This window comes from Streptomyces sp. NRRL WC-3549 (assembly GCF_000721935.1).
Classification (GTDB): Bacteria; Actinomycetota; Actinomycetes; order Streptomycetales; family Streptomycetaceae; genus Streptomyces.
In genome coordinates this window covers 130161-130513 of the sequence record NZ_KL585425.1, presented here as the reverse complement: position 1 = coordinate 130513, position 353 = coordinate 130161, and the positions used below count along the sequence as shown (strand labels likewise).

The 353-nt window shown below is 67.1% G+C and carries 1 protein-coding gene; it reads left to right on the top strand.

The features are described from left to right. Positions 1-280: transposase family protein (locus tag IH13_RS0128345; RefSeq protein ID WP_031088835.1), on the top strand; the 280-nt coding region annotated here is incomplete at its 5' end. Between the last annotated feature and the right edge of the window lie 73 nt (positions 281-353).

Sequence of the window (353 nt, the reverse complement as noted above, 5' to 3'; positions counted from 1 at the left end):
CCTCGGCGCCTTGGCCGACCTTGGCTTCGTCGGCCTGGACGACAAGCCCGAAGACGATCCGGTGATCATCACCGGCCGCAAGGCCACCCGCAACCACAAGCTGACCGCCGCCGAGAAGGAAGCGAACCACCTGGTCAGCCGCGAACGCGCCGCCAACGAACACGGCTTCGCGAACCTCAAGTCATGGCGGATCCTGACCAAACTCCGCACGGACACCCGGCAGGCGACCACACTCCTGCGGGCCCTGCCCGTCCTGACGAACAGCGAAGTACAGCGCTGACGGGGCAGGCGGATGATCTCGCCCCGACGATCACGCCGCCTGCCAGCGCGAGGACCTCACCGGAACATCACAC